24 protein-coding genes are annotated in these 24,807 nt (G+C 59.4%); 17 read left to right on the plus strand and 7 right to left on the minus strand.

Annotated features, from left to right (window positions below; translation table 11 throughout):
• Positions 1-147 precede the first annotated feature (147 nt).
• Genes SPG90_RS06000 through SPG90_RS06010 form a run of 3 tightly spaced genes read left to right on the plus strand, consistent with a single transcriptional unit; the run spans position 148 to position 3,300 of the window.
• The gene (locus SPG90_RS06000; protein ID WP_126303232.1) at positions 148-2,787 is read left to right on the plus strand and encodes a YdbH family protein; all 2,640 of its coding nucleotides are present in this window, start codon (positions 148-150) and stop codon (positions 2,785-2,787) included.
• The gene (locus SPG90_RS06005) at positions 2,784-2,975 is read left to right on the plus strand and encodes a YnbE family lipoprotein (RefSeq protein ID WP_014169918.1); all 192 of its coding nucleotides are present in this window, start codon (positions 2,784-2,786) and stop codon (positions 2,973-2,975) included. The genes SPG90_RS06000 and SPG90_RS06005 overlap by 4 nt, the downstream gene beginning before the upstream one ends.
• A gap of 7 nt (positions 2,976-2,982) precedes the next feature.
• Complete coding sequence (locus SPG90_RS06010; RefSeq protein ID WP_045401153.1) at positions 2,983-3,300, plus strand: YdbL family protein; 318 nt, start codon at positions 2,983-2,985, stop codon at positions 3,298-3,300.
• Here the strand turns inward: SPG90_RS06010 and feaR are convergent, their stop codons facing one another.
• On the minus strand, positions 3,301-4,209 hold the full coding sequence (feaR, locus tag SPG90_RS06015) for a transcriptional regulator FeaR (RefSeq protein ID WP_033145415.1): 909 nt from the start codon (positions 4,207-4,209) through the stop codon (positions 3,301-3,303). It abuts the gene before it with no gap.
• Between the two features lie 241 nt (positions 4,210-4,450).
• On the opposite strand from feaR, the gene SPG90_RS06020 reads away from it, so the two are divergent.
• Positions 4,451-5,950 carry an aldehyde dehydrogenase family protein gene (locus SPG90_RS06020; protein ID WP_126303233.1) on the plus strand — a complete coding sequence of 500 codons (1,500 nt, stop codon included), beginning with the start codon at positions 4,451-4,453 and terminating at the stop codon, positions 5,948-5,950.
• Between the two features lie 138 nt (positions 5,951-6,088).
• On the opposite strand, the gene SPG90_RS06025 is transcribed toward SPG90_RS06020, so the two are convergent.
• From SPG90_RS06025 to paaZ, 6 genes are all read right to left on the minus strand, one after another.
• Positions 6,089-7,195, minus strand: a complete 1,107-nt coding sequence (locus SPG90_RS06025; protein WP_045620220.1) for a GGDEF domain-containing protein — start codon at positions 7,193-7,195, stop codon at positions 6,089-6,091.
• A gap of 120 nt (positions 7,196-7,315) precedes the next feature.
• Positions 7,316-9,592, minus strand: coding sequence for a primary-amine oxidase (gene tynA / locus SPG90_RS06030; RefSeq protein WP_322408011.1), 2,277 nt, complete (start codon positions 9,590-9,592; stop codon positions 7,316-7,318).
• A gap of 161 nt (positions 9,593-9,753) precedes the next feature.
• Positions 9,754-10,149, minus strand: a complete 396-nt coding sequence (locus SPG90_RS06035) for a hypothetical protein (protein WP_045398970.1) — start codon at positions 10,147-10,149, stop codon at positions 9,754-9,756.
• Positions 10,127-10,423, minus strand: a complete 297-nt coding sequence (locus SPG90_RS06040) for a polymorphic toxin type 44 domain-containing protein (RefSeq protein WP_223604042.1) — start codon at positions 10,421-10,423, stop codon at positions 10,127-10,129. The genes SPG90_RS06035 and SPG90_RS06040 overlap by 23 nt, the downstream gene beginning before the upstream one ends.
• Positions 10,424-10,533: 110 nt before the next feature.
• Positions 10,534-11,016 (minus strand): Hcp family type VI secretion system effector, encoded by a 483-nt coding sequence (locus SPG90_RS06045; RefSeq protein WP_045398973.1) that lies wholly within the window; start codon positions 11,014-11,016, stop codon positions 10,534-10,536.
• Positions 11,017-11,220: 204 nt separating this feature from the next.
• Positions 11,221-13,266 (minus strand): phenylacetic acid degradation bifunctional protein PaaZ, encoded by a 2,046-nt coding sequence (paaZ, locus tag SPG90_RS06050; protein ID WP_047174254.1) that lies wholly within the window; start codon positions 13,264-13,266, stop codon positions 11,221-11,223.
• Positions 13,267-13,551: 285 nt separating this feature from the next.
• Here paaZ and paaA point away from each other — a divergent pair, with 285 nt between their 5' ends.
• From paaA to paaY, 13 genes are all read left to right on the plus strand, one after another.
• Positions 13,552-14,481, plus strand: a complete 930-nt coding sequence (gene paaA / locus SPG90_RS06055) for a 1,2-phenylacetyl-CoA epoxidase subunit PaaA (RefSeq protein ID WP_241238558.1) — start codon at positions 13,552-13,554, stop codon at positions 14,479-14,481.
• Positions 14,482-14,492: 11 nt separating this feature from the next.
• Entirely contained in the window at positions 14,493-14,780 is a 288-nt protein-coding gene (gene paaB / locus SPG90_RS06060) for a 1,2-phenylacetyl-CoA epoxidase subunit PaaB (protein WP_003857353.1), read from the plus strand.
• Positions 14,781-14,788: 8 nt separating this feature from the next.
• Positions 14,789-15,535 carry a 1,2-phenylacetyl-CoA epoxidase subunit PaaC gene (gene paaC / locus SPG90_RS06065; protein ID WP_045398985.1) on the plus strand — a complete coding sequence of 249 codons (747 nt, stop codon included), beginning with the start codon at positions 14,789-14,791 and terminating at the stop codon, positions 15,533-15,535.
• Positions 15,536-15,546: 11 nt separating this feature from the next.
• Positions 15,547-16,044, plus strand: coding sequence for a 1,2-phenylacetyl-CoA epoxidase subunit PaaD (gene paaD / locus SPG90_RS06070; RefSeq protein ID WP_045398988.1), 498 nt, complete (start codon positions 15,547-15,549; stop codon positions 16,042-16,044).
• A gap of 7 nt (positions 16,045-16,051) precedes the next feature.
• A complete protein-coding gene (paaE, locus tag SPG90_RS06075) occupies positions 16,052-17,122 on the plus strand; it encodes a 1,2-phenylacetyl-CoA epoxidase subunit PaaE (protein WP_047174258.1) in 1,071 nt (356 codons plus the stop codon).
• A complete protein-coding gene (gene paaF, locus SPG90_RS06080; protein WP_047174259.1) occupies positions 17,119-17,886 on the plus strand; it encodes a 2,3-dehydroadipyl-CoA hydratase PaaF in 768 nt (255 codons plus the stop codon). Before paaE ends, paaF begins: the two co-directional genes overlap by 4 nt.
• Entirely contained in the window at positions 17,886-18,674 is a 789-nt protein-coding gene (gene paaG / locus SPG90_RS06085; protein ID WP_100245660.1) for a 2-(1,2-epoxy-1,2-dihydrophenyl)acetyl-CoA isomerase PaaG, read from the plus strand. The genes paaF and paaG overlap by 1 nt, the downstream gene beginning before the upstream one ends.
• A 1-nt stretch (position 18,675) precedes the next feature.
• Positions 18,676-20,100 carry a 3-hydroxyacyl-CoA dehydrogenase PaaH gene (gene paaH, locus SPG90_RS06090; RefSeq protein WP_126303234.1) on the plus strand — a complete coding sequence of 475 codons (1,425 nt, stop codon included), beginning with the start codon at positions 18,676-18,678 and terminating at the stop codon, positions 20,098-20,100.
• Complete coding sequence (paaI, locus tag SPG90_RS06095; RefSeq protein WP_047174261.1) at positions 20,090-20,518, plus strand: hydroxyphenylacetyl-CoA thioesterase PaaI; 429 nt, start codon at positions 20,090-20,092, stop codon at positions 20,516-20,518. Before paaH ends, paaI begins: the two co-directional genes overlap by 11 nt.
• Positions 20,511-21,716 carry a 3-oxoadipyl-CoA thiolase gene (pcaF, locus tag SPG90_RS06100; protein ID WP_126303235.1) on the plus strand — a complete coding sequence of 402 codons (1,206 nt, stop codon included), beginning with the start codon at positions 20,511-20,513 and terminating at the stop codon, positions 21,714-21,716. The genes paaI and pcaF overlap by 8 nt, the downstream gene beginning before the upstream one ends.
• A 27-nt stretch (positions 21,717-21,743) precedes the next feature.
• Positions 21,744-23,060, plus strand: coding sequence for a phenylacetate--CoA ligase PaaK (paaK, locus tag SPG90_RS06105; RefSeq protein ID WP_047174263.1), 1,317 nt, complete (start codon positions 21,744-21,746; stop codon positions 23,058-23,060).
• Positions 23,061-23,193: 133 nt separating this feature from the next.
• Positions 23,194-24,129, plus strand: coding sequence for a phenylacetic acid degradation operon negative regulatory protein PaaX (gene paaX / locus SPG90_RS06110; RefSeq protein ID WP_045354833.1), 936 nt, complete (start codon positions 23,194-23,196; stop codon positions 24,127-24,129).
• 9 nt (positions 24,130-24,138) lie between these two features.
• The gene (paaY, locus tag SPG90_RS06115; protein ID WP_023335575.1) at positions 24,139-24,735 is read left to right on the plus strand and encodes a phenylacetic acid degradation protein PaaY; all 597 of its coding nucleotides are present in this window, start codon (positions 24,139-24,141) and stop codon (positions 24,733-24,735) included.
• Positions 24,736-24,807: the final 72 nt, after the last annotated feature.

The following is a 24,807-nucleotide window of genomic DNA, read 5'->3' on the forward strand; positions in this document are numbered from 1 at the left end:
AGGTTACGCATAGCAAAAAAGTTACTTCATACTATTTACAGCATCTATCCTTAATCTTGGCGTTAACTTCAACTCAACCGCTAAACATGCGACAATGATCGGCACTGCCGGCTTAATTCTTTCGCTAAATCAGGATATTAACTGCCCATGAAGGGTAAATACAAAGCCGCTCTTGCGCTTTTACTGCTGTTCATACTGTTGCCGCTGACGCTGCTGATGACGCTCGCTCAGTGGGTACCGACGCTCGCCGGGATCTGGCTGCCCGTCGGGACGCGCATCGCTTTCGAAGAGCGTCCGAAACTTACCCGTCACGCGCTGGTGATCCCCGATCTTCGCTATCTGGTTGAAGATTGCGAAATTGCCCGCATCGATAACGTTACGCTGTCACATCCGAGCCGCTGGAAGCTGGATGTCGGCGCGATGGATCTCAATTCCGTCTGTCTGAGCAAAATTCCCCAGTCTGCACCCTCAACGGTCGCCCCCAAAACGCTGGCGCAGTGGCAGGCGGTATTACCGAATACCTGGATCACGATTCACCGTCTGACGCTGTCGCCCTGGCAGCAGTGGCAGGGCGAGCTGCATGCGTCGCTGACGCCGTCCATTCAGGAGATCGCCTATAAAGGCGAGCAGGTCAGCATTAAAGGCACGCTGCGCGGTCAGACGCTCTCGGTCAGCCAGTTCGATGTACAGCTCCCGGACCAGCCGCAGCCGATTAAGCTGGTGGGCGAGTTTACCCTGCCGCTGGTGCCGGATGGCGTGCCGGTTAAAGGCCACGCGGTCGCGACCTTTAACGTGCCACAGTTAACGTCTCTGGTCGATGCCGATCTGGACTGGGAAGACAATCAGGGACAGCTGGTGGTGATGGCGCGGGACAATCCCGATCCGCTGCTCGACCTGCCGTGGCAGGTCACGGCGGAGCAGCTGAACATCAGCGACGGGCGCTGGAATTGGGATCTCTCGGGGATGCCGCTGAGCGGCCGGGTGTCTCTTCGCGCCGACAACTGGCAGCAGGGGCTCGATAAAACCACCCTGACCGGACGGCTGAATGTGCTTACTCAGGGTGATGCGGGGAAAGGCAACGCGGTACTGAACATTGGGCCCGGCAGGCTCAGCATGGAAAACAGCGACATGCCCCTGCATCTGAGCGGCGAGGCGAAGCAAAACGATCTTATTCTTTACGCCAAATTGCCCGCAACGCTGACCGGCAGCCTGTATGAACCGCAGCTGGCCTTTGAGCCGGGCGCGCTGCTCCGCTCGCGCGGGCGCATCATTGACTCACTCGATATCGATGAAATCCGCTGGCCGCTGGCGGGCGTGAAGCTGACGCAGAAGGGCGTGGACGGTCGATTACAGGCGATTCTGCGCGCTCATGAAAACCAGATGGGTGATTTTGAACTCCACCTGGACGGCCAGGCCAACGACTTTTTACCTGATAACGGTCTGTGGCAGTGGCGCTACTGGGGAAAAGGCGGCTTTACGCCGATGCATGCCCGCTGGGATGTCGCCGGGAAAGGCGAGTGGCGCGACAATCTTATTGAGCTGACGGCGCTCTCCACCGGTTTTGACAAGCTCCAGTACGGCACGATGGAGGTCAGCAAGCCGCGTCTGGTGCTGGATCGGCCGGTGCGCTGGCTGCGTGACCCCGAAAAACCGGCCTTCAGCGGCGCGCTGTCGCTCAACGCCGGGCAAACCCGTTTCTCCGGCGGCAGCGCGTTGCCGCCCTCGGTCCTGACCTTCAGCGTCGACGGTACCGACCCGACCATTTTCCAGTTTAAGGGCGACCTCCATGCGGACAAAATCGGCCCGGTACAGGTGAACGGACGCTGGGATGGCGTGCGCCTTCGCGGGCAGGCCTGGTGGCCGAAACAGTCGCTCACCGTCTTCCAGCCGCTGATCCCGCCGGACTGGAAAATGACGCTGCGCGACGGGGAGCTTTACGCGCAGGTCGCCTTCTCGGCGGCGGCCGATCAGGGCTTTGAGGCGGGCGGGCACGGCGTGCTGAAATCCGGCAGCGCCTGGATGCCGGATAACCAGATTAACGGCGTCGATTTTGTGCTGCCGTTCCGATTCAGCGAGGGAACCTGGTCTCTCGGCACGCGCGGTCCGGTCACCTTGCGCATTGGCGAAGTGGAAAACCTGGTGACCGCGCGCAACATTACCGCCGATCTACAGGGGGACTATCCCTGGACGGAGGACAATCCGCTGCTTCTCACCAACGTGAAGGTGGAAACCCTCGGCGGGAAGATCACCATGCAGCAGCTGCGGATGCCTCAGCACGATCCGGCCCTGCTGCGCGTGGACAATATCTCCTCCAGCGAGCTGATCAGCGCCGTTAATCCGAAACAGTTTACCATGTCAGGGCCGGTGAGCGGGGCGCTGCCGTTCTGGCTGGACAATGAAAAATGGATCATTAAAGATGGCTGGCTGACCAACCCGGGGCCAATGACGCTGCGCATCGACAAAGATACGGCAGACGCCATCGTGAAAGATAATATGGTGGCGGGCGCGGCGATTAACTGGCTCCGCTATATGGAAATTTCGCGTTCGTGGACGAGAATCAATTTAGATAATCTGGGTGAATTAACCATGCAGGCGACCCTCAAGGGGACCAGCCGGGTGGATGGCAAAAGCAGCTCCGTCAACCTGAACTATACCCATGATGAGAATGTCTTTACCCTCTGGCGCAGCCTGCGCTTTGGGGACAATCTGCAAACCTGGTTTGAGCAACATGCGGCGATACCTGCTCCCCGCAGTTTGACTGGCAAGGAAAGTGAGGAACAACAATGAAAAAGATGGCTGGTGTGCTCACCGTTGCCGTTGCCGCGCTACTGACCGGCTGTACGCCGCGCATTGAAGTCGCTGCGCCAAAAGAGCCGATTACCATCAATATGAATGTCAAAATCGAACATGAAATCCATATTAAGGTCGATAAAGACGTCGAAACCCTGCTGAAATCGCGCAGCGATCTGTTCTGAGGATACCATGAAACGATTAGCTCTGATTTTACTGGCGCTGGGGATGAACGTGCAGGCGGCTGCGCTGACCTTAAACGATGCCCGGGCACAGGGGCGCGTGGGGGAAACCCTCAGCGGCTATCTTGCCCCGATTCAACAGGACGCGGAAACGCTGGCGCTGGTCAGTCGTATCAATGCGGCGCGCGCGGAAAACTACCAGAAGCTGGCTGACAGCAATAATTTGCCGGTCGATGAAGTGGCTAAAATGGCCGGTCAGAAACTGGTTGCCCGCGCGCAGCCGGGCGAATACGTGAAGGGCATTAACGGAAAATGGCTCAAAAAGTAGTTAGCGGTAGCGCCTGCGGTATTCACCCGGCGAGACGCCAAAACGCTGCTTAAACGCCGTAGAAAAATGGCTATGGTCGGTGAACCCCCAGCTGTAGCCAATACCCGCCAGCTTTTCATCATCACCGGTAGATTGCAGTGCCTGCGCGCAGAGATCCAGACGACGGTTTTTGATGTACTGCGCTACCACCAGCCCCTTCTCGGCAAACATGCGGTAAAGGCTGCGCACGGACATGCCGCTCTCGGCGGCAATCCATTCCGGGCGCAGCGATTCAGACTGAATATGGTCGTCAATCAGCGCCACCACATGCTGGAACTGGCGCTCCTTGCGCGGCTGAATGATTTCACGCTGCTGGAAAGCGGGGCGCAGCAGACAGATCATCGCCTCGAGCGCCGCTTCGCTTTCACGGTCACTCAGGTCGGCATTGCTCATGCTCTCCATCAGCAGGCGATGGCTCAGCTGTACCGTGGGCAAGGTGCGGGAAAGGGCGGTCGCGCAGCTTATCTCCTGAAAACGACACTGCTGCTCAATAATCTGGCGGGGAACCAGCAGCGAAATCTGGCGGGATTTTTCCCGCCAGTTGATCGAGCATGGACGCGACGCGTCAATCAGCGTGATATCACCGGTTCTGAGCAGCGCGCGACGGTCATCCTGCTCAATTTCCGCGCTGCCTTCGAGCTGGAACACGGTATAGAACCAGGCATCATTACTCTGAGCGATCTCCTGACGGGAGCGGAACAGGTTAACGCCGCCTGCGGTCACGGTGCTGAGCTTCAGGCTGCGCGCATAGCTGGTCTCCAGCTCGCCGAAGAATTTCCCCCCGGTGGGCTGCGCGTTAAAACGCCCGCAAACCTGGTTAATTTGCGCCAGCCACTGCTGATACTGTTCCTGCTCGCTTGCACACGCCATCGTTTCTCTCACTGCACCGTCAACGTTTTCGCATTGTTGCATTTGTGTTGCATTTTGTCAGAGCTATGAGGCTGACTATAGGAAAGAACACTCACCGGTAACAGCGATATAAGCGGCAATTATCGCGATTTGCGGAGCCTGTCACAGGTGGCAAAGCGAATGTCACAGAGACAAAAGCGAGAACGCAAAACCCCACTTAGACTGGATGGACACCCTGCGAAGAATAACGAAGGAGTATCCTATGTCTGAATCACAGGTGGCCATTCAGCCTGCCGTACAACAATTTTTAGACCGTCAGCATGGCCTGTGGATTGAAGGGCGTCAGGCCGCGTCGGACAGTGAAAAGCGGCTGAACGTCTTCAACCCGGCCACGGGCGAGGTCATTGCCTCAACTGCCGATGCCAGCGTCGACGACGTTGACCGTGCTGTTATGTCCGGCTGGCGCGCGTTTGTCGCCCGCAGCTGGGCCGGAAAACTGCCGGCGGAGCGCGAGCGGATCCTGCTTCATTTCGCCGATCTGGTCGAACAGCACAGCGAGGAGCTGGCCCAGCTTGAAACGCTGGAGCAGGGCAAATCCATCAACATTTCCCGCATGTTTGAAGTCGGCTGCACCCTGAACTGGATGCGCTATACCGCCGGGCTGACCACCAAAATTACGGGTAAAACCCTCGACCTTTCCATTCCGCTGCCGCAGGGCGCCCGCTATCAGGCGTGGACGCGTAAAGAGCCGGTTGGCGTGGTGGCCGGGATTGTGCCCTGGAACTTCCCGCTGATGATCGGGATGTGGAAAGTGATGCCTGCGCTGGCCGCCGGCTGCTCTATTGTCATCAAGCCGTCAGAGACCACGCCGCTGACCATGCTGCGCGTGGCGGAGCTGGCAAGCGAAGCGGGTATTCCGGACGGGGTGTTCAACGTGGTGACCGGGAGCGGCGCGGTGTGCGGCGCAGCGCTGACCTCGCATCCGCATATTGCAAAGGTGAGCTTTACCGGCTCAACGGCGACGGGTAAGCAAATCGCCCGCGCGGCGGCGGATACGCTAACCGGGGTGACTCTGGAACTGGGCGGGAAAAACCCGGCCATTGTACTAAAAGACGCGGACCCGGCGTGGGTAATCGAAGGCCTGATGACCGGCAGCTTCCTGAACCAGGGGCAGGTGTGCGCGGCGAGCTCGCGCATCTATATTGAAGCGCCGCTGTTTGACACGCTGGTCAGCGGGTTTGAGCAGGCGGTGAAATCCCTGAGCGTCGGGCCGGGTATGTCGCCGGAGGCGTTTATCAACCCGCTGGTATCGCGCGCGCACTGCGACAAGGTGCAGACCTTCCTTGACGAAGCGAAGTCGCGCAGCGCGGAGCTGATCGTCGGTAACCGGGGGCCGGAAGGCAAAGGCTATTACGTTTCGCCTACGCTGGTGGTGAACCCGGATGCCTCACTGCGCCTGACCCGTGAAGAGGTGTTTGGCCCGGTGGTCAACCTGGTACGCGTCGCCGACGGGGAAGAGGCGCTCCAGCTGGCAAACGACACCGAATATGGCCTGACTGCCAGCGTCTGGACGCAGAATATCAGCAAGGCGCTGGAGTACACCGACCGGCTGCAGGCGGGCACCGTCTGGGTAAACAGCCATACGCTGATTGACGCCAACCTGCCGTTCGGCGGCATGAAGCAGTCCGGCACCGGACGCGACTTCGGTCCGGACTGGCTGGACGGCTGGTGTGAAACCAAATCGGTTTGCGTGCGCTACTAGTAAAAGCAAAAGGCAACCTGGAGGTTGCCTTTTTAGTGTTTGTTCCCTCTCCCATGGGAGAGGGTCAGGGTGAGGGCATCCAGCCGCACCGGGCGAATTTTGCAGGCCGTGTAAGGCGTAGCCGCCACCCGGCTTTAATTAAAGCGACCACCGATCCCGACCGGCCTCTTTCGCCCGGTACAGCGCCGCATCGGCGCGGGCGATGATCTCGGTGCCCGCTAACCCTTCCGCCATGCTTGCAATTCCCATGCTCACGGTGACACGATCGCTAACGGTTGACGCGCTGTGCGGTATAGCTTCTGTGCGCAGGCCGTCCTGAATACGTAAGGCCACCTTTTCTGCGATGTTTTCCGGACAGTTAAACAGGATCACTACAAACTCCTCGCCGCCGTAGCGTGACACCACATCATCAGGCGTGCGCACCGACTGCTTAAGCACCCGCGCCACGCGCGTCAGGCAGTCGTCACCCGCCTGGTGCCCGTAGGTGTCGTTGTAGCGTTTGAAATAGTCGATATCCAGCATGATCACCGAGAAGGTTTTTTTCTGCTCAACCGCGTTCTCCAGCACCACTTCCATTTTCCGGCGATTGGCGGTTTTGGTTAACGGATCCTGATGCGCCAGCGCATCCAGCCTGGAGATCAGCAGCTGATTTTGCTGGTTACGTCGCCAGGCCTCGTCAAACCAGCTCAGCAGGATGAAACGCCCGCAGATCAGGATCAGCGTAAAGACGCTCCAGATAACAAAAAAGTGAAGGTTGAGGCCATCGTTCCGTATCCAGCTTGCTACCGGCAAGGTGATCCAGAGCGGGAGCACAAAGGCGAGTAGCCCTTCAGGATAAAAATAGAGCGCCGTTAAGCCAGCGAGTAATAAAATGACGCACAGCGGCCAGACGTGCGGGAGCAGCAGCTGGGTGATAAACCAAAAGCAGGAGACCGACCAGATGGCGCTGCAGATAAACAGTACCACGCTAATGCCGGCGATGCGTCGCCAGGCCATGAGGATCAGCGCAGCAGAGAGAATGATAATGCCGAGCATGGAGGCATCGACCATTCTCGCCAGCTGCGGCGAGTGGGGATAAAGGGGATCGCTGGTATTAAGCAAAATGTGTCGCAGCAGAATCATCACCGCGAAGCTGATATTCACGAAGGCCAGCCACGGCAGGTTCATCGCCAGCCCGTGCATAACCATAGCATGGTGCGTTGGCCAGGTTGCCCGTTCAAGTGTCGGTTTTTTTCTTTTTTCCATAAAGCCCTTTCCCGACCGGGGGATAAATCATGCAGGTGAGATATCAGTAACTATAAGCAAGCCAGGACGATCCTCAAATCCAGAGGCAAAAAAAACCGGGCATTGCGCCCGGTACGTTATTTATTTCTGTTCGTCTTTCTTCTTCCCGAGCGTTGGCGTCTCGTCGAAGAAGTTCCACGGCTTAAGCAGGGTATGCACCCATTCCGTCGGCATTATCGGCCACTCCTCCGCGCGGGCGACATGGGTGGTGCCGGTGGTCATCCAGACCACGTCATCCTGATCGTTAAGCGACTCGTTATCCTTGCTGTACTGCCCCAGGCCCGTGTCGTGTACGGAGCGGTTCGGGAATTTTCCTTCAGGGTAGAGCTCATCCGGGTGGTAACGAGTCACCCACAGCTGTTTGTCCATAAAGCTCAGGCGATGGTAAATCCACTCGTCCGGGGCAAATTTCGCGCCGGTCGCCACCGGGTGCGTACCGCCCGCGTAAGGGATAATCTGGTACGAGACCGGGTTGCCCATGCGGTTCTCTTTACTGGTGTTGCTCAGCAGCCGAATGGTGCCCGGGTCGAACTTCTGCGCCGCCTGCTGCTCGGTATTAATATCGTACTGATTGATCTGCATGGTGCTGGTGCGCGGGCCCCCGGCGGTATTCGGCTTCACTTCCGGATCCATCGCCACCAGCTTGTTGTTGATGCCGTCCACGTCCATATCAAGACGGAAGTTGTAGATATGCTGGTGCGTGGTGCCCACGATGTTATGGTCGATCAGCGTGCCGTATTTGGTGTCGTCTTTGGCTGTGGCGTCGTGCATGGTTTTCGCCTGAACGCCTTTCACCGCCTCGATACCCGTTGCGCCGGCGTCAATGCCGATAGTGCCATTTTCATGGAACACCCAGTCAAAGATGTAATCGTAGTTGCCCACGGTACTCACCCAGCGCACCACCAGCTCGCGGCGCTCGGTGCTGACGTTTGGCTGACCCATCTCCTGATGTTTGTATTCCGGCCCGGCGTAGCGTTCGAAAATGGCGATCGCGCGCGGGATCTCCATCGGCGCGCCGGTGTAATCCGGGATGGTTTCATTGAGCATCACGGCGTTGGACGGTACGTCTTTACCGCGCATCAGCGGTGAGGTCAGGGTGCCCATACCGTAGTCGCCGGAGTCGAGATAGGCTTTAAAGTACCAGCCCACGTCCGGATCGCCGTAAGGGACGATCATGCCGCCGAGCGACCCCTGATACATCACCTGGCGCTTTTTGCCGTTGTCGTTATAGGTGACGGTTGAAATCATCGGACCGACGCGGGAGTCCAGGCTAAGGTGAAAATCCCAGTTCTGCCAGTGCACCATATCCCCGGTGATGGTGTAGTTCTTACCTTCCGGCTCAGTGATGTTGAGCGGTTTTTTCGGCGTCTCAACGCGGTCGCGGCCATCATAGGGACGCGGGGTCATGGGAACCGGAACAACGGCGCCTTCTTCAATCTTCTGGATCTTTTTCTGTTCAAGATCGACCACGGCCACCAGGTTCTCAATCGGGTGCGCCCAGTAGTTGCCGTCGCCCACGTCCAGATAGCTCACCACCTTCAGCAGGCGATCTTCCTGCTTCAGGCCGTCTTTACCGTCGAAATAGCCGACGGTCAGCGGCGTAGTAATCACTTTTTTCGGGTCGGTGATGCCGTGTTTTTTAAGCACCTCGGCGAACTCGGTGCTTTCGTTGATGATCTGCTGAACCGCGGTGAAATCATCCAGCAGCACCATGCCGTGCGCGTCTTTTACCGGCTCCCGGCGCAGGATTTTTTTATCCTTCAGGTCCACCACGCTTTCGATAACGTGCTTGCCATCGAGCATGACGATCTTCGCCTGGCGAGGGGCATCCACTGCCGTACCGTTAAGCACAAAGTCCCACACTTTGGCTTTCTCGGGCTCTGCCAGGGCGATCTGGGTAAAGCGGGTATTCGGTTTAAAGTCCGCCGAGGCTTTCACAATCTCAACGGCCTGCTTAATTTCGTCCGCCGTTAGCGCGTTTAACGGGTGAGGGCGTTTTTCTACCTGGAAGGTCTGGTCAAGGCCGGACTGGAACACATCGTTGATGAAGGTATCGGAAATAAAGGCTTTCTTGCCTTTCATCACCACCGGCACCTCGAGTCTGAGGGTTTTACCGTTGACGATGGCGGTTTTAGCGCCCGGTTTGACCTTCACAAAGGCACCGTCTTTCGCAATGGTGAACATCTGTGCGTAATCATCCCACTGAACGTCCGCGCCAAAGTCCTGCAGCGTTTTGTCCATCGGGATCATATGCGCCTCACTGCCGTGGGCGAAAACAGGGGATTGCCAGGCGCAACACAGCGCAACGGCCATGGCCAGCGCCGTTCTACGGGCAGAAAAAGAAGAATTGCTTCCCATCGTAGACCTCATCTTGTTGTGTTTATTGTGTTGTGACAGCCTTATCCTGACAGGCCTATGAGAAAAGCGTTTGCCTGCATCTGCCAGGTTATTTGCCAGTCTTGCCAGGTTAAAAAAAGAGCGGGGATACGTCACATCCCCGAGATAGAGGCTTCATGGGATCAGTATGGTGATCTATCCAGATAAATACGCACGTCGAACCCAACTGTAGTGAAAGAGTAAATATTTCCGCGAACGCGGAGATAAATATCTCCGTTTGTTACCGTTGCTGTGGCTTTAGCATCGTTGGTAACCATGACAGGTTTGATATCTGATACGTGAGACATAAAATCTTCAGTGCTTTTTTTCGCATCATAGAGATAAAAGTGAAACGTATCTCTGGATAAAGAACTCGCTTCAACCTGGGTTATGTAGAGAGCTAAACGATCATTAACGATAATTTTTTCCTGAAATTTTTCATACACGGTAAACAGATCGCGGAAAGGGTATAAGATAAACCCCAGAAAAATGACAACCGCCACTACGATTCGCCAGTTAAAATCCCGAACGTCGTGCATAATCTATTCCTGCCCTAATCCATAATTGATCAACAGGGTCATCTCCATAAGCACTGGCACCATGATATTTAGCAAATTCTACCGGATCGCTTGTGCCAGCAAGGATCTGCGCAGTACCTGCACCGCGTAGCAGCACTCCATCAGGAATGCCCGCCGCCGCGCCAACCGCACCGTAATGAAAATTTCCAAAGTTAGCATATTGCGAACGGCCTTGCTTATAGTCCCATGGGCCATGATTTCTCACCATTTGATAAAACCAGATGTACGTCATCATTGAGGGACCGCCATGAAATCGAGCGATGACCATATGGCTGACAACGTCAACGCCCGGGGGCGAAAATGAAGCAATATCGTATGGAGTAGAATATGAAGGCACACGCATAGTTAACGCTCTGCCCAGCTATCGGCGAATCGCAAATTACCGTCGCAATATGTCCAGGTTATTTTGTCGTACCGTAGTTCAACGACTTCAAGATGATTGTGTTTTTCTTTCGTCGGGTCTTTAGTGTCATGCATCAATGGCGTAACGGAAACGACGCGAACATTATCGAGATGCATATTGTAATATTCTACCTCTTGACCAGCGTCATTTATGCGATACCACCTGAATTCCGCTGTTTTGAGGGTTTGCCCAGTAGCAACGGCTTTCATCAGATAAGGAGAAGATGAATCAATTTCCTTTTGAAAAACGATTGGCGCATGGTTGCGTTTGCTGGTGATTTTACCGGTCAAAGGATCCGTTGGCAGGCGGAGGTTATGGGTAAAGCCGGTGACTTCAATGCTTCCCTCGCGGTCACGAATATCCACTGAGCCTGTGATTTTTGCGCCGCCGTCGTCCGTTAAGAAAAGATATACGGGTATTGCCATATTCAATTAACCTTCCATGTAATTGCACTTGAAAATATTCACGTCAGAAAATAATAGCCTTGATAATAATATGGTCAATTCGATTACTGTTTCTGGTTGTAACTTATCCAGACCAGGCTGGCTGGATGGATGGTTTGGTCTCCCAATGCCATCCAGTTTATATTTTCTCTTAACGCAACACATCTGCGGATTAAGAGTTAAGGCTCAAGATAAAATATCACCCTGCTGGCGCGCCACCAGCGTCAGGATGGAGTAGAGCGCCACGGCCTGCTGGTGCTGATTGAAGATCTCAACCGCCCATTCCACCACGCCGGTCGGTTTTTCCTCGGCGGTACGCTGTTTCTTCAGCGTTTTACGTTTGCAGGTCAGACGTACCTGAATGGTATCGCCAGGCTTAACCGGCTCGATAAAGCGCAGGTTCTCCATGCCGTAGTTTGCAATAACCGGCCCGACGCCCGCATCAACAAACAGCCCCGCGGCGGCTGAGATCAGGAAGTAGCCGTGCACCACGCGCTCGCCGAAGATCGACTCTGCCGCGCCGATCTTGTCCATATGGGCGTAGAAGTGGTCCCCGCTCAGGCAGGCAAAGTTCACAATGTCCGCTTCCGTGAGGGTGCGGCGCGGCGTCAGGAGGCTATCGCCCGGCTGTAGCTCCTCGAAGTATTTGCGGAACGGATGCACGCGATCTTCCTGCACCGCTGCGCCACGCACCCACTGTTTGCCAATGGCGGCCAGCATCGTCGGGCTGCCCTGAATCGCGGTGCGCTGCAGGTAGTGCTTCACCGCGCGCAGGCCGCCCAGCTCTTCGCCGCCGCCCGCGCGGCCCGGGCCGCCGTGCACCAGCTGAGGCAGCGGGGAGCCGTGGCCGGTAGACTCTTTTGATGATTCCTCGTTAAGGATCTGAATGCGCCCGTGGGCGCGCGCCGCGCCGGCAATAAACTGGCGGGCAATCGCCGAATCGGCGGTGACCAGCGTACCCGCCAGGCTGCCGCCGCCCGCGCGGGCAAGCTGCATCGCGTGGCGTGCGTTGCGATACGGCATCAGCGTCGCAACCGGGCCGAAGGCTTCGGTTGAGTGCACCGCCGGGGTTTCGTCCGGCTGCGGGCAGAACAGCAGGGTCGGTGGGAAGAACGCCCCCGGGGCCTGCAGATCCGCTTTGCCACCCAGACGGATCTGGCAGCCAGCGGCGATCAGCTGATCCACTTTTTCCTGCACGTCCGCGCGCTGTTCGGCGTTGACCAGCGCCCCCATCTTCACCCCTTCCTGCGCCGGGTCGCCCACCACCACTTTTTCCAGGCGTGAAATCAGCGCCTTGGTCACGGCGTCAATCTGGCTCTGCGGGACGATAATGCGGCGAATGGCCGTACATTTTTGCCCGGCTTTGGCGGTCATCTCGCGGACCACTTCCCGGACGAACAGCGCAAACTCCGGCTGTTCCGGCGTGACGTCTTCCCCCAGCACGCAGCAGTTCAGGGAGTCGGCCTCCATGGTGAACGGAATGGCATTCGCCACAATATTCGGGTGCACGCGCAGGCTTTGCCCGGTGCTGGCGGAGCCGGTAAAGGTCACGACGTCCTGGCTGTCGAGCTGGTCGAGCAGATCCCCCGCGCCGCCGCAGATCAGGCTGATGGCGCCGTCCGGTACAAGCCCGCTGTCCACGATGGATTTCACCATCGCCTGCGTCACCTGCGCGGTCGCGGTAGCGGGTTTGATAATGGCGGGCATGCCGGCAAGCCAGGTCGGCGCCAGCTTTTCCAGCATGCCCCAGCAGGGGAAGTTAAAGGCGTTGATGTGCACCGCCACGCCGGATTTGGAGGTGAGGACGTGGCGCGCCGCAAAGCCGCCTTCTTTCGACAGCGGGATTAACTCATCTTCCGGCCACAGCGTGTCATCCGGCAGCTCGCGGCTGCCCAGGCTGGCGTAAGTGAAGAGGGTGCCGATGCCGCCTTCAATATCCACCCAGCTGTCCGCCTTCGTCGCGCCCGTCTGGGCTGACAGGGCATAAAACGTCTCTTTCTCGCTAAGCAGGTGCTTTGCCACCGCCTTCAGCATGGCCGCACGTTCGATAAAGGTCATCTCGTGAAGCGCTTCACCGCCGCGCTCAATCGCATAACGACGGGCGGCCGCCATGTCCAGCCCTTCGCTGGTCACGCTCCACAGGGCTTCGCCACTGATGGCGTGATGAATAGTGCGTTCGCGGCCCCGGCCAGACTGCCAGGTACCGGACACGAAGCTGGCTAACTGCTGCATCGCTTATCTCCAAGTGTTACGTAATTTACTCATTAATAGTTTGATCATGAATCATAAAAATCAAGCTGAGTTTTTAATGAATTGTTAACGTTGTGATCTGGCCGGATGAATCTCACCGCTTGAAGGCGCTTTCTGAAAGGCCTGAGACAAAAGCCTTGAGAGCAGCATCACAAAACCAGGAAACAATTCTTGGGGTTATATTTAACCTTTGTGTAACTTTTAAAAAACAAAGTGATTCAACATTACGCTTTAATTTGCAAACTAACGAATCATAAAGGTGACGACGTGACGCAAGAACAACGGTTTGAGCAGCGCATAGCGCAGGAGACGGCGATTGAGCCTCAGGACTGGATGCCTGACGCCTACCGTAAGACGTTGATCCGTCAGATTGGTCAGCATGCGCACTCCGAAATTGTCGGCATGCTGCCGGAGGGGAACTGGATCGCCCGCGCGCCGACGCTGCGCCGAAAAGCGATCCTGCTGGCGAAGGTGCAGGACGAAGCCGGACACGGGCTCTACCTCTACAGCGCGGCGGAAACGCTGGGCTGCGCGCGGGAAGACATCTACCAGAAGATGCTCGACGGCAGGATGAAATACTCCTCCATCTTCAACTATCCGACCCTGAGCTGGGCCGATATCGGCGTGATCGGCTGGCTGGTAGATGGCGCGGCCATCGTCAACCAGGTGGCGCTGTGCCGCACCTCCTACGGTCCGTATGCCCGCGCGATGGTGAAAATCTGTAAAGAAGAGAGCTTCCACCAGCGCCAGGGCTTTGAGGCCTGCATGGCGCTGGCGCAGGGCAGCGAGGCCCAACGTCAGATGCTGCAGGACGCCATCAACCGCTTCTGGTGGCCGGCGCTGATGATGTTCGGGCCGAACGACGACAACTCGCCGAACAGCGCCCGCAGCCTGGCCTGGAAAATCAAACGCTTCGGCAATGACGAGCTTCGCCAGCGCTTTGTCGACAACACGGTGCCGCAGGTGGAGATGCTGGGCATGACGGTGCCGGATCCCGACCTGCGATTTGATGAAGAGAGCGGTCATTATCGCTTCGGCGAGATTGACTGGCAGGAGTTTAACGAGGTCATTAACGGGCGCGGCATCTGCAACCACGAACGCCTGGCCGCAAAACGTAAAGCCTGGGAAGAGGGGGCGTGGGTGCGGGAAGCCGCACTGGCGCACGCGGAAAAACAACACGCCCGCAAAGTGGCTTAAGAGGAATCACGATGAGCAACGTCTACTGGCCGCTGTACGAAGTGTTCGTACGCAGCAAACAAGGGTTATCCCACCGTCACGTGGGCAGTCTGCATGCCGCCGACGATCGCATGGCGCTGGAAAATGCGCGTGATGCCTACACCCGCCGCAGCGAAGGGTGTTCTATCTGGGTGGTAAAGGCGAGCGAGATTGTCGCCTCCCAGCCGGAAGAGAGCGGTGAGTTCTTCGACCCGGCGGAAAGCAAGGTTTACCGCCACCCGACGTTCTACACCATCCCCGACGGCATCGAGCATATGTGAGGCAAAGAATGAATTCAGTGACTGCCTATGCCCTGCGTCTGGGCGACAACGGTCTGGTGCTTTCCCAGCGCCTCGGCGCCTGGTGCGGCCACGCGCCGGAGCTGGAAATTGACCTCGCGCTCGCCAATATCGGCCTCGACCTGCTGGGGCAGGCGCGCAATTTCCTGACCTATGCCGCGGAGCGGGAAGGCCAGGGCGATGAAGACACGCTGGCGTTTGGCCGCGACGAGCGCCAGTTCCGCAACGTCCTGCTGGTGGAGCAGCCGAACGGCAGCTTCGCCGACACCATTGCCCGCCAGTATCTGATGGATGCCTGGAACGTGGCGCTGTACGAACGGCTGACCCAAAGCAGCGACGGTCAGCTTGCGGCCATCGCCGCCAAAGCGGTTAAAGAGGCGCGCTACCACCTGCGCTTCTGCCGCGGCTGGCTGGTGCGTCTGGGCGACGGGACCGAAACGTCCGCGCAAAAAATGCAGCAGGCTATCGACAATCTGTGGCGTTTTACGGCGGAGCTGTTCGAAGCCGATGACGTCGAGCTGGCGCTGATTGACTCCGGCGTGGCGGTTGACCCGCGCGTCCTGCGCCAGCCGTGGGAAAGCGAAGTGTTTGCCGGTCTGAATGAAGCCTGCCTGCAGGTTCCCGCAGAGGTGGCGTACCGCACCGGGGGCAAGAGGGGGCTGCATACCGAACATCTGGGCCCGATGCTGGCGGAAATGCAGTATCTCCAGCGCGCGTATCCCGGTCAGCAGTGGTAAAGGAGAACGCTATGCAACGCCTCGTCGACATCGCGCCCGCGCAAATCCCGCAGATCTGGTCGCTGCTAAGCCAGATCCCCGATCCGGAAGTGCCGGTATTAACCATCACCGATTTAGGCATGGTGCGCAGCGTGAAGGCGCAGGGGGAAGGCTGGGTCATTGGCTTCACGCCAACCTACTCGGGCTGTCCGGCAACGGAACACCTGCTGGGGGCGATCCGCGACGCGATGACCGCGAACGGCTTCACCCCGGTGCACATTGTGCTCCAGCTTGAACCCGCCTGGACAACCGACTGGATGACCACCGACGCGCGCGAGCGCCTGCGGGCGTACGGCATCAGCCCGCCCGTGGGGCATAGCTGCCACGCGCACGCGCCTGTGGAGGTGAGCTGCCCGCGCTGCGCCAGCACCGATACCTCGCTTATCAGTGAATTTGGCTCGACGGCCTGCAAAGCGCTCTACCGCTGCAACACCTGCCGCGAGCCCTTCGACTATTTCAAATGTATTTGAGGCTGCCATGACAACGTTTCATTCATTAACAGTGGCAAAAGTGGAACCCGAAACCCGCGACGCGGTGACCATTACCTTTGCGGTGCCGCAGGCGCTGCAGGAGGCCTACCGCTTCCGTCCCGGCCAGCACCTGACGTTAAAAACGAAGCTTGACGGGGACGAGCTGCGCCGCTGCTACTCCATCTGCCGGGGTACCGCCCCGGGTGAAATCAGCGTGGCGGTCAAAGCCATCGACGGCGGGCGCTTTTCCCGCTATGCGCGGGATGAGATCAAAGCGGGCATGGCCCTGGAGGTGATGGTTCCTCAGGGGCAGTTTGGCTACCAGCCGCGGGCTGAACGTGAAGGCCACTATCTGGCGATTGCGGCAGGCTCCGGGATCACTCCCATGCTGGCGATTATCTCCGCGACGCTGGCGACCGAACCCAACAGCCAGTTCACCCTGATCTACGGCAACCGCAGCAGCCAGAGCATGATGTTCCGCCAGGCGCTGGCGGACCTGAAGGACAAGTATACGCAGCGGCTGCAGCTGGTCTCCATCTTCAGCCAGGAGCGGCTGGACAGCGATCTGCTCTTTGGCCGCATCGACGGGGAAAAGCTGCAGGCGCTGGCGAAAACCCTGATTAACTTCCGCCAGTACGACGAGGCGTTTATCTGCGGCCCGTCGGCGATGATGGACGACGCCGAAGCGACGCTGAAGGCGCTGGGGATGCCGGACAAATCCATTCACCTTGAGCGCTTTAACACCCCGGGGACCACCGCTAAACGCGCGGTGCACGTCCAGGCGGAAGGACAGAAAGTGACCTTGCGCCAGGACGGGCGCGATCGTGAAATCACCCTGACGGCGGACGACGAAAGCATCCTGGATGCCGCCCTGCGTCAGGGGGCGGATCTTCCGTATGCCTGCAAGGGCGGGGTGTGCGCCACCTGTAAATGCAAAGTGCTGCGCGGGAAGGTGGATATGGCGACCAACTACAGCCTGGAGCCGGACGAGCTGGCCGCCGGATACGTGCTGAGCTGCCAGTCGCTGCCGTTAACCGCCGACGTGATTGTCGACTTCGACGCGAAGGGGATGGCATGAGCGAACTGACTGTTACCCGTCATGGCCGCGTGCTGCAGCTGACGCTAAACCGTCCGGCGGCGCGCAACGCCCTCAACAATGCGCTGTTGACGCAGCTTGCGGAACAGCTGGAGGCCGCGGCTTCTGACATCGAGATTTCCGTCTGCGTGATTTACGGCAGCGAGCGCTGCTTTGCCGCCGGGGCCGATCTCAACGAAATGGCTGAGAAAGACCTGCCCGCCACGCTGAACGATATTCGCCCGCAGCTGTGGGCGCGGATTAACGCTTTTCCTAAACCGCTGATTGCCGCCGTGAACGGCTTCGCGCTGGGCGCAGGCTGCGAGCTGGCGCTGCTGTGCGACGCGATCGTTGCTGGCGATAACGCCCGTTTCGGCCTGCCGGAAATTACGCTTGGCATTATGCCCGGCGCGGGCGGCACCCAGCGTCTTATCCGCAGCGTCGGTAAATCGCTCGCCAGCAAAATGGTGCTGACCGGAGAGAGTATCTCCGCGCAGCAGGCGCTGAGCGCCGGGCTGGTGAGCGACGTCTTCCCGCCAGCGCTGACGCTAGAGTATGCCCTGAAGCAGGCGGCGCTGATGGCGCGCCACTCTCCGCTGGCGCTGCAGGCGGCGAAACAGGCGCTGCGCCAGTCTCAGGAGGTGCCGCTCCAGGCCGGTCTGGCCCAGGAGCGCCAGCTGTTTACGCTGCTTTCTGCCACCGAAGACCGCCGGGAAGGCATCGACGCCTTCTTACAAAAACGCACCCCCGACTTTAAAGGACGCTAATTGTGGAATGTATTCTCAGTCATGTTGAGCAGGGCGTAATGACCATTACGCTGAACCGTCCGGAGCGTCTGAACAGCTTTAACGACGTGATGCACCAGCAGCTTGCCGAGTGCCTGAAACAGGCCGAGCGTGATGACACCGTTCGCTGCCTGCTGATCACCGGAGCGGGACGCGGCTTTTGCGCCGGTCAGGATCTGAACGACCGCAACGTCGACCCCAACGGCCCGGCGCCGGATCTGGGGATGTCCGTTGAAACCTTCTATAACCCGCTGGTGCGCCGCCTGGCAAAGCTGCCGAAACCGGTCATTTGTGCCGTTAACGGCGTGGCGGCAGGCGCGGGGGCCACGCTGGCGCTGGGGTGCGACATGGTCATTGCCGCGCGTTCCGCCAGCTTCGTGATGGCCTTCAGCAAGCTCGGCCTGGTGCCGGACTGCGGCGGCACCTGGCTGCTGCCGCGCGTGGCCGGACGCGCCCGCGCCATGGGGCTGGCGCTGCTCGGCGACAAGCTCAGCGCCGAACAGGCGCAGGCCTGGGGGATGATCTGGCAGGTGGTGGATGACGAACAGCTCTCCACTACCGCGCAGCAGATGGCGCTGCACTTTGCGTCTCAACCGACCTTCGGGCTGGGGCTGATCAAGCAGGCAATCAATGCAGCGGAAACCAACACCCTGGACGCCCAGCTCGATCTGGAACGCGACTATCAGCGCCTGGCCGGGCGAAGCGACGATTACCGCGAGGGCGTCAGCGCCTTCCTGGCGAAGCGCGCGCCGAACTTTACGGGGAAATAAGATGCTGAACATACGTACTGTCGCCGTGATCGGCAGCGGCACGATGGGCGCAGGGATTGCCGAAGTCGCCGCCAGCCATGGGCATCAGGTGCTGATCTACGACATCTCCAGCGACGCGATATCGCGGGCCATCGACGGGATCCGCCAGCGTCTGGCCTCCCGGGTGACGCGCGGAAAACTCTCCGCCGATGCCGGGAGCCAGATCCTCGCCCGGCTGCTTCCGGTCACGGATATCGAGGCGCTCGCCGCGGCCGATCTGGTCATAGAAGCGGCCTCCGAGCGTCTGGAGGTGAAAAAGGCGCTGTTTGCTCAGCTGGCTGAGATCTGCCCGCCGCAGACGGTGCTGACCAGCAATACCTCTTCCATCTCCGTCACGGCGATTGCGGCGGACGTCCACCACCCGGAGCGGGTCGCAGGGCTGCACTTCTTTAACCCGGCACCAGTGATGAAGCTGGTGGAGGTGGTCAGCGGGCTGGCGACCTCTCCGGAAGTAGCCGACGCGCTGTGCGAGCTGGCGCTGAACTGGGGTAAACAGCCCGTTCGCTGCCAGTCAACGCCGGGATTCATCGTCAACCGCGTCGCCCGTCCGTTTTATTCCGAGGCCTGGCGCGCGCTGGAAGAGCAGGTCGCCCCGCCGGAGGTGATTGATGCCGCCCTGCGCGACGGCGGCGGTTTCCCGATGGGGCCGCTGGAGCTGACCGATATGATTGGTCAGGACGTGAATTTCGCGGTGACCTGCTCGGTATTTAACGCCTTCTGGCAGGAGCGTCGTTTTCTGCCTTCGCTGGTCCAGCAGGAGCTGGTGCTGGCGGGAAGGCTGGGCAAAAAGAGCGGGAAGGGCGTCTACGACTGGCAGGGTGACAAACCCGCCGTGCAGTGGGTGCCGGCCGTGAAAGACAGCTACAGCCCGATGCGCGTGGAAAGAAGACGTGACGGTGTCACAGAAATTGATGATGTGTACCTGATCGAAACGCAGGGCGAAACCGCTCAGGCGCTGGCGCTGCGGCTCAACGGCCCGGTGGTGGTGGTGGACCGCATTGAGCGCGACGTGGCGGTGATTGCGTCGGCCGCCAGCAACCCGCACACCGCGACGCAAAAGGCCATCCGCTACCTGCAGCAGCAGGGTAACCGGGTGGTGCAAATCGCCGATTATCCCGGCCTGCTGGTCTGGCGCACGCTGGCGATGATTGCCAACGAAGCGCTGGATGCCCTGCAAAAAGGGGTCGCCAGCGAAAAGGACATCGATACCGCCATGCGCCTGGGCGTGAACTACCCGAGCGGGCCGATCGCCTGGGGCGAGCGTCTGGGCTGGCAGCGCCTGCTGACGCTGCTGGAGAACCTGCAGCGTCATTACGGCGAAGAGCGCTATCGCCCCTGTTCACTGCTGCGCCAGCGCGCGCTTCTGGAGAGTAGCTATGAGTCATAACGCCTGGCATAACGCCCGCGCGATGTACGAACGGGACGCCTGCGCGCAGGCGATGGGGATGGACATTGTCGACATGGATGAAGGCTACGCGGTGGTGACCATGATCATCACCCCGCAGATGCTTAACGGCCACCAAACCTGCCACGGCGGACAGCTTTTTTCGCTGGCAGACACCGCCTTTGCCTATGCCTGCAACAGCCAGGGGCTGGCGGCGGTAGCCTCAGGCTGCTCGATTGATTTTCTGCGTCCGGGCTTTGCCGGGGACACGCTCACCGCCACCGCGCGGGTGATGCACCAGGGCAAACTGACCGGCGTGTACGACATTGAAATCCAGAACCAACAACAGAAAACCGTCGCCCTTTTTCGCGGGAAATCTCACCGCATCGGCGGCAGCGTGACAGGAGAGGCAGATGCGTGACGCATTTATTTGTGATGGCGTTCGAACCCCGGTGGGGCGCTACGGCGGCGCGCTTGCCGCAGTCCGAACCGACGATCTCGGTGCCGTGCCGCTGCGCGCGCTGCTGGCCCGCTATCCCCAGCTCGACCTCGAGCGGATCGACGACGTGATTTTCGGCTGCGCCAACCAGGCGGGGGAAGATAACCGCAACGTAGCGCGCATGTCGTCCCTGCTGGCCGGGCTGCAGCAGACGGTGTCCGGAACCACCATTAACCGCCTGTGCGGATCGGGTCTTGACGCGATTGGTTTTGCGGCGCGCGCCATTAAGGCAGGCGATGGCGAGCTGCTGATCGCGGGCGGCGTGGAGTCGATGTCGCGCGCGCCGTTTGTGATGGGCAAAGCCACCGCCGCGTTTCAGCGTCAGGCGGAGATCTTTGATACCACCATCGGCTGGCGATTTGTGAATCCGCTCATGCATCAGCAATTCGGAACTGACAGTATGCCGGAAACGGCAGAGAATGTAGCTGAATTGTTAAATATCAGCCGTGCCGATCAGGACGCGTTCGCGCTGCGCAGCCAGCAGCGTACCGCGCAGGCGCAGCAGAACGGCATTCTGGCGCAGGAGATTGTGCCGGTACCGGTGCCGGGCAAAAAAGGGGCGGTCACGGAGTTCTGCGTGGATGAACATCCGCGCGCGGACACCACGCTCGAACAGCTCGCTGGACTCAAAACGCCGTTCCGTAAGAACGGGGTGGTCACGGCGGGAAATGCCTCCGGCGTCAACGACGGCGCGGCGGCGCTGATCGTCGCCAGCGAGAAGATGGCGCTGGCGCAGGGGCTAGTCCCGCGCACGCGGATCGTGGCGATGGCGACGGCGGGCGTGGAGCCTCGTCTGATGGGGCTCGGTCCGGTCCCGGCCACTCGCAAGGTGCTGGAGCGCGCCGGACTCAGCATTAACGATATGGACGTGATCGAGCTTAACGAAGCTTTCGCCTCGCAGGCGCTGGGCGTGCTGCGTCAGCTGGGCCTGCCGGATGATGCCGCGCACGTCAACCCGAACGGTGGCGCGATTGCGCTGGGCCACCCGCTGGGCATGAGCGGTGCCAGACTGGCGCTGGCCGCGAGCAATGAACTGCACCGACGCGGCGGGCGCTACGCGCTGTGTACGATGTGCATCGGTGTGGGTCAGGGCATTGCCATGATCCTTGAGCGTGTTTGAGCATAAAAACAATGTGAGTACCCTACAATGACAAATACAACAAAGCTTGATCCGATTGAAACGGCCTCCCTTGACGAGTTACAGGCGCTGCAGACCGAGCGTCTGAAATGGACGCTGCATCACGCCTACAGCAACGTGCCGATGTACAAACGCAAGTTTGACGCCGCGGGCGTTCACCCTGACGATTTCAAAGAGCTGGCGGATATCCGCAAATTCCCGTGCACCACCAAGCAGGACCTGCGGGATAACTATCCGTTCGATACCTTTGCCGTGCCGATGGAGCAGGTGGTGCGCATTCACGCGTCATCCGGCACCACCGGCAAACCGACCGTTGTCGGCTATACGCAGGGCGACATCGACAACTGGGCCAATCTGGTGGCCCGCTCCCTGCGCGCCGCGGGCGGCAGTGCGAAGGACAAAATTCACGTGGCGTATGGCTACGGCCTGTTTACCGGCGGGCTGGGCGCGCACTACGGCGCCGAGCGTTTAGGCGCGACGGTGATCCCGATGTCCGGCGGCCAGACGGAGAAACAGGCGCAGCTGATCCGTGATTTCCAGCCGGATATGATCATGGTGACGCCATCCTACTGCCTCAACCTGATTGAAGAGCTGGAGCGCCAGATGGGCGGCGATGCCAGCGGCTGTTCCCTGCGCGTGGGCGTCTTCGGCGCCGAGCCGTGGACGCAGGCCATGCGTCGCGAAATCGAAAAACGCTTAGGCATTACCGCGCTGGATATCTATGGCCTCTCCGAAGTGATGGGGCCGGGCGTGGCGATGGAGTGTATCGAAACCGTCGACGGCCCGACCATCTGGGAAGATCACTTCTACCCGGAGATCGTCAACCCGAACGACGGCACGCCGCTGGATGACGGTCAGCAGGGCGAACTGCTGTTCACCACGCTGACCAAAGAGGCGCTGCCGGTGATCCGCTACCGCACCCGCGACCTGACGCGCCTGCTTCCGGCAACCGCGCGCAGCATGCGCCGCATGGACCGGATCAGCGGCCGCAGCGACGATATGCTGATCATCCGCGGCGTCAACGTCTTCCCGTCGCAGCTGGAAGAGGAGATCGTGAAGTTCGAACATCTTTCGCCGCACTACCAGCTGGAGGTGAACCGTCGCGGGCATCTTGATTCACTTTCCGTGAAGGTGGAGCTAAAAGAGAGCAGTCTGACGCTGACGCACGAGCAGCGTTGTCAGGTGTGCCACCAGCTTCGCCACCGCATTAAGTCAATGGTGGGAATTTCCACCGACGTAATGATTGTTAACTGCGGCAGCATCCCGCGCTCGGAGGGCAAAGCCTGCCGGGTGTTTGATTTGCGTAAAGTCGCAGCTAACGGTTGAGTTTCCCTCACCCCAGCCCTCTCCCAAAGGGAGAGGGTGTAAAAAATTCCCTCTCCCTTTGGGAGAGGGTTAGGGTGAGGGGCTATCCCAGAATCCTGTGCTATGATTCATCCAGGACAAAAATTACAACAGAATGAATCACATGAATAAACTCGACGCCTTTATCCAGCACGCGGTCAGCTCCGTACCCGTCAGCGGGACCTCTCTCATCTCCTCGTTATACGGTGACGCGCTTTCCCATCGCGGCGGTGAGATTTGGCTCGGTAGCCTGGCCGCCCTGCTGGAAGGCATGGGGTTTGGCGAGCGCTTCGTGCGCACCGCGCTGTTTCGCCTCAACAAAGAGGGCTGGCTGGACGTTTCCCGCATCGGGCGGCGCAGCTTTTACCGCCTGAGCGACAAGGGGCTTCGCCTGACGCGTCGCGCGGAGAATAAGATTTACCGCGCGGAACTGCCCGCCTGGGACGGCAAATGGCTGTTGCTGCTCTCCGAAGGTCTCGATAAAGCCACCCTTGCCGACGTCAAAAAACAGCTGATCTGGCAGGGGTTTGGCACGCTGGCGCCGAGCCTGATGGCCTCGCCGTCGCAGCATCTGGCGGACGTGCAGTCCCTGCTTCACGATGCCGGCGTGGCGGAAAACGTGATCTTCTTTGAAGCCCACTCGCCGCTGGCGCTCTCCCGCGCCGCGCTGCGTTCGCGGGTGGAAGAGTGCTGGCAGTTAACCGAGCAAAACGCGATGTACGAGTCGTTTATCAACTCGTTCCGGCCGCTGCTGCCGCTGCTGAAAGAGGCCGCGCCCGAGGAGCTGACGCCGGAACGCTGTTTCCAGATCCAGCTGCTGCTGATTCACTTTTATCGTCGCGTGGTGCTGAAAGACCCGCTGCTGCCGGAAGAGTTGCTGCCCGCGCACTGGGCGGGACAAAGCGCCCGACAGCTCTGCATTAATATCTATCAGCGTGTCGCGCCGGGGGCGCTGGCGTTTGTCAGCGAGAAGGGCGAAACCTCCGTGGGCGAACTGCCCGTGCCCGGCACGCTTTACTATCAACGCTTTGGTGGTCTTACAAGCGCATAAGGAGCGAAGATGCCAGTTTATCAAATTGACGGTCTGACGCCGGTCGTGCCGGACGAGAGCTATGTTCACCCGACGGCGGTGCTGATCGGGGACGTGATTCTGGGCAAAGGCGTTTACGTCGGTCCTAACGCCAGCCTGCGCGGTGATTTTGGCCGTATCGTGGTAAAAGACGGTGCCAACATTCAGGATAACTGCGTGATGCACGGCTTCCCGGAGCAGGACACGGTGGTGGAAGAGGACGGGCATATCGGCCACAGCGCCATTCTCCACGGCTGCGTGATCCGCCGCAATGCGCTGGTGGGCATGAACGCGGTGGTGATGGACGGCGCGGTCATCGGTGAAAACAGCATCGTCGGCGCGGCGGCGTTCGTGAAGGCGAAAGCGGAGATGCCCGCCAACCATTTGATTATCGGCAGCCCGGCCAAAGCGATTCGCGAACTCAGCGAGCAGGAGCTGGCGTGGAAGCAGCAGGGCACGCGGGAGTATCAGGTGCTGGTGGAGCGCTGCAAGCTCACTATGCACCAGGTGGAGCCGCTGCGCGAGGCTGAGCCTGACCGGAAACGGCTGGCGTTTGATGAGAATTTAAGGCCGAAGTCGGCGGTGTAGGACGGGAAGTTCGCGCCACGGCACTAACGGGAAGATGTTACCCGCCTCATCATGCTATTAATCCTCAATAAA

This window comes from Enterobacter sp. D2, assembly GCF_034427575.1.
In the GTDB taxonomy this organism is placed as follows: Bacteria; Pseudomonadota; Gammaproteobacteria; order Enterobacterales; family Enterobacteriaceae; genus Enterobacter; species Enterobacter cloacae_M.

Bases quoted from the DNA above. Each gene is read 5' to 3' on its own strand.
- SPG90_RS06000 (WP_126303232.1), top strand. From the start codon at position 148: ATGAAGGGTAAATACAAAGCCGCTCTTGCGCTTTTACTGCTGTTCATA.
- SPG90_RS06005 (WP_014169918.1), top strand. From the start codon at position 2,784: ATGAAAAAGATGGCTGGTGTGCTCACCGTTGCCGTTGCCGCGCTACTG.
- SPG90_RS06010 (WP_045401153.1), top strand. From the start codon at position 2,983: ATGAAACGATTAGCTCTGATTTTACTGGCGCTGGGGATGAACGTGCAG.
- feaR (WP_033145415.1), bottom strand. From the start codon at position 4,209: ATGGCGTGTGCAAGCGAGCAGGAACAGTATCAGCAGTGGCTGGCGCAA.
- SPG90_RS06020 (WP_126303233.1), top strand. From the start codon at position 4,451: ATGTCTGAATCACAGGTGGCCATTCAGCCTGCCGTACAACAATTTTTA.
- SPG90_RS06025 (WP_045620220.1), bottom strand. From the start codon at position 7,195: ATGGAAAAAAGAAAAAAACCGACACTTGAACGGGCAACCTGGCCAACG.
- tynA (WP_322408011.1), bottom strand. From the start codon at position 9,592: ATGGGAAGCAATTCTTCTTTTTCTGCCCGTAGAACGGCGCTGGCCATG.
- SPG90_RS06035 (WP_045398970.1), bottom strand. From the start codon at position 10,149: ATGCACGACGTTCGGGATTTTAACTGGCGAATCGTAGTGGCGGTTGTC.
- SPG90_RS06040 (WP_223604042.1), bottom strand. From the start codon at position 10,423: ATGATGACGTACATCTGGTTTTATCAAATGGTGAGAAATCATGGCCCA.
- SPG90_RS06045 (WP_045398973.1), bottom strand. From the start codon at position 11,016: ATGGCAATACCCGTATATCTTTTCTTAACGGACGACGGCGGCGCAAAA.
- paaZ (WP_047174254.1), bottom strand. From the start codon at position 13,266: ATGCAGCAGTTAGCCAGCTTCGTGTCCGGTACCTGGCAGTCTGGCCGG.
- paaB (WP_003857353.1), top strand. From the start codon at position 14,493: ATGAGCAACGTCTACTGGCCGCTGTACGAAGTGTTCGTACGCAGCAAA.
- paaC (WP_045398985.1), top strand. From the start codon at position 14,789: ATGAATTCAGTGACTGCCTATGCCCTGCGTCTGGGCGACAACGGTCTG.
- paaD (WP_045398988.1), top strand. From the start codon at position 15,547: ATGCAACGCCTCGTCGACATCGCGCCCGCGCAAATCCCGCAGATCTGG.
- paaE (WP_047174258.1), top strand. From the start codon at position 16,052: ATGACAACGTTTCATTCATTAACAGTGGCAAAAGTGGAACCCGAAACC.
- paaF (WP_047174259.1), top strand. From the start codon at position 17,119: ATGAGCGAACTGACTGTTACCCGTCATGGCCGCGTGCTGCAGCTGACG.
- paaH (WP_126303234.1), top strand. From the start codon at position 18,676: ATGCTGAACATACGTACTGTCGCCGTGATCGGCAGCGGCACGATGGGC.
- paaI (WP_047174261.1), top strand. From the start codon at position 20,090: ATGAGTCATAACGCCTGGCATAACGCCCGCGCGATGTACGAACGGGAC.
- pcaF (WP_126303235.1), top strand. From the start codon at position 20,511: ATGCGTGACGCATTTATTTGTGATGGCGTTCGAACCCCGGTGGGGCGC.
- paaK (WP_047174263.1), top strand. From the start codon at position 21,744: ATGACAAATACAACAAAGCTTGATCCGATTGAAACGGCCTCCCTTGAC.
- paaX (WP_045354833.1), top strand. From the start codon at position 23,194: ATGAATCACATGAATAAACTCGACGCCTTTATCCAGCACGCGGTCAGC.
- paaY (WP_023335575.1), top strand. From the start codon at position 24,139: ATGCCAGTTTATCAAATTGACGGTCTGACGCCGGTCGTGCCGGACGAG.